The sequence below is a fragment of the Halobacillus sp. genome, assembly GCF_049282395.1.
Lineage (GTDB): Bacteria > Bacillota > Bacilli > Bacillales > Halobacillaceae > Halobacillus.
The window spans coordinates 1-2,662 of the sequence record NZ_JBAPTY010000236.1 but is presented as its reverse complement, the minus strand read 5'-3'; the positions used below and the strand labels follow the sequence as shown (position 1 = coordinate 2,662).

Sequence of the window (2,662 nt, the reverse complement as noted above, 5' to 3'; positions counted from 1 at the left end):
GACCCCACAAGGAGTGTTAACGACTGAGGAGGCTTGCCAGTTCCCCCGCAGGAAAGCGAGTTGTTTCCGCAGCCTCCCTTATCAAATTTTCGGCAACGGATCCAAATTATCTCGAAACTGAGTCTTCAACTAAACGGCCCTTTTGCGTAATAAGCCTCTTATGAAAAATCAACAATAAACTTTATCAGAGCCTACTAAAAAAAAGAGGGCCTACGCCCTCTTTACATGTCAGATGGATCCCGATCTGGTAATCGGTCTTTATCGATATATTCATTGTCAGCCATCCCAAACTCCGTACTATGGTTTTTGAACTGAGCCAGCCGGCCGTTTCTTTTCTCGCCTTTGTTTTTATTTTCTTTAAACTGATTATCCGGCTTTTTGTCCTTCTTACTCATTTGATGATCACCCTTTCAAAATAATTGCCTCTTCGGTTTAGGCTTTGAAATTCAGGATCATTTATACATGAGAATTGGAAGGAGGGCTATTCCGTAATAAAGTTCCTGTTCACATCTTCCTGCGAACGATCTTCCATCCGCTCTAAGTGTTTGCTGAACATGGCCATGACCAGCAAATGGACTTTAGCCTGCGTGTACTTATAGAAGAACCACGGAAGAGATGGCATGAAATCATGAATAGCCACAATGGCTTCGTGAGTCCCGGGGATCTGCCTGAACTCCATCCGCCCTCTCATATTCTTCTGGTTGTCCGAAAGACCGCCCCCCGTAATGTAATAAAGCGCACGGCTCGACGTGCTCCGCTCATGAGAGTAACTCATCTTCAGCAGGGACGAGTCTGAAAAGGAAAAGCCGATGCGACAATTTAAATTCTCATCTACGGTTGTGGTAATCCACGGATTCAATTTGTCTTCCAGCCATTTCACATAATGCTGGGCTACCCAATTGGCATCTTTACCAGCGGGAACAATAATTCGCTGAACGGAACGGACGTCATGCTGAATATCCAGGTTCGGTGTTTTTTTAGTGCTTTTTCCTTCACTTTGTTTTTCCTTTTCAAGCGCATCCCTTGCTGCTTCTTCAAATGTTATCGAACCCCGGCTGATCCCAGGCACTTCATTCTCCGGGTGCGTCGTCATCGGATGCGTAAGACTTTCAATCAGCGGATAAGCAATTTCCTTAGGTGCACCGGCCACTAAAGTTACCCATAAGCGTGATAATCTCACCGTCATAAACGGAAGATCGAACAGCTTCGGGTTTCTCCCCATCACTTGAGCGGTTTTCAGCATCATGGACCGGTACGTCATGACTTCCGGACCGCCTACATCAATCGACCGGTCTTTTAATTCCTCTTTGTCCACACTTTGATCAAGTGCATTCAATACATCTGGTAAAGCGACAGGATGCGTTTCTGTCTTGGTCCATTTCGGCAGAAGCATAACCGGCAGTCTCTTCACCAATTTTCTCAGAATTGGAAATGAGGATCCTTTTGGACCTACGATAAGTCCTGCTCTGATTGTGGTGACTGGAACACCATAAGAACGTAGGATCTGGTCGACTTCCTGCCTGCTTTTTAGATGCCTCGATAAAGATTTAGAACTCTTCGGAATGATTCCACTTAAGTAAATGATCTGTTTAACCCCTTGCTTTTTAGCTGCCTGGGCAAAGTTATCCGCTAGAATAACGTCCATGTCCTGAAAAGATCCCTGAGTCAGCTTAGCTCCAGGCATCATGGAATGCACAAGGTACACGGCAATGTCCGCTCCCTCAAGCCCTTTCTCAGCGTCTGCCATAGAGTAGAGGTCACAGGAGCGCCATGTCACGTTTTCACTGTCCTCTTTATTATCTCCGCTTCTTGATAAAGCAATGATATCCGCGTGTTCGGTCAACTTATCCATTAGATTATTTCCTATATAACCACTCGCTCCCGTAAGAGCAACTACAGGTCTTTGATTTGGCAAAACGATCCTCTCCTTATTTAATTCCATATAAACTGAATTCCCTTTTATTACCTGAAAGTAACTTTTGGATAGGCTGGTGTGGATACTCTTTCTTAGAGTTTCATTGAGGAGAGAATCAATTTGGAGATCATTCGAATCCGTTATCAAAAAAGGGAGGAGTGAACTAAGACAGCAACGCTTTCCAGAGGACAGGCATCATGCAGGTCCGCAACTGAGTCTGACAGTATCGTGACCTTACCTGTTAAAAGAACAAAAAAATACACACAGGTGCTTGATTATTAACAGGGCCACTCATGTCGTAAACCCTTTATGGTTATACTCTTACATGAGCCTCCTAAAAGCTTCGAATTCCATTGAAAAGCATTAGTTTTGACACATATGGTGCAATGTCTTATTGTATTCAGGTAATATGTAGTATTTTAGTCAGGATTAAAACAGGCAACCGCCTGCTGAATAAAGGAGGTACACGATGAAATCATTGTGGAACAAATACGTGCAAACGTCTCTAATTAAAAAAATCACCGCCGCTCTTATTCTTGGTATTATTATCGGACTTATTTTTGGAGAAGACGCTTCTGTTTTAGCTCCGTTTGGTGATCTATTGCTTCGTCTGCTTCGGTTTATCATTATTCCATTAATCTTACTGACCCTGATTGTCGGGGTAAACCAGACGAATATTGGCAATCTTGGAAGAATGGGAGGAAAGGTATTTCTTTACTATTTAGGTACCTCTGCTTTTGCGATTAT

At 43.5% G+C, this 2,662-nt stretch carries 3 protein-coding genes; 1 reads left to right on the top strand and 2 read right to left on the bottom strand.

Annotated elements, in window-relative coordinates; translation table 11 throughout:
• Window positions 1–221: 221 nt before the first annotated feature.
• Window positions 222–395: a hypothetical protein gene (locus WAM07_RS10270; RefSeq protein ID WP_422166572.1), complete on the bottom strand. Its 174-nt coding sequence runs from the start codon at window positions 393–395 to the stop codon at window positions 222–224.
• 86 nt (window positions 396–481) lie between these two features.
• Window positions 482–1,915: an NAD(P)H-binding protein gene (locus WAM07_RS10265; protein WP_422166570.1), complete on the bottom strand. Its 1,434-nt coding sequence runs from the start codon at window positions 1,913–1,915 to the stop codon at window positions 482–484.
• A gap of 469 nt (window positions 1,916–2,384) precedes the next feature.
• Here WAM07_RS10265 and WAM07_RS10260 point away from each other — a divergent pair.
• On the top strand, window positions 2,385–2,662 hold a 278-nt coding region (locus WAM07_RS10260; protein ID WP_422166568.1), incomplete at its 3' end, for a cation:dicarboxylate symporter family transporter.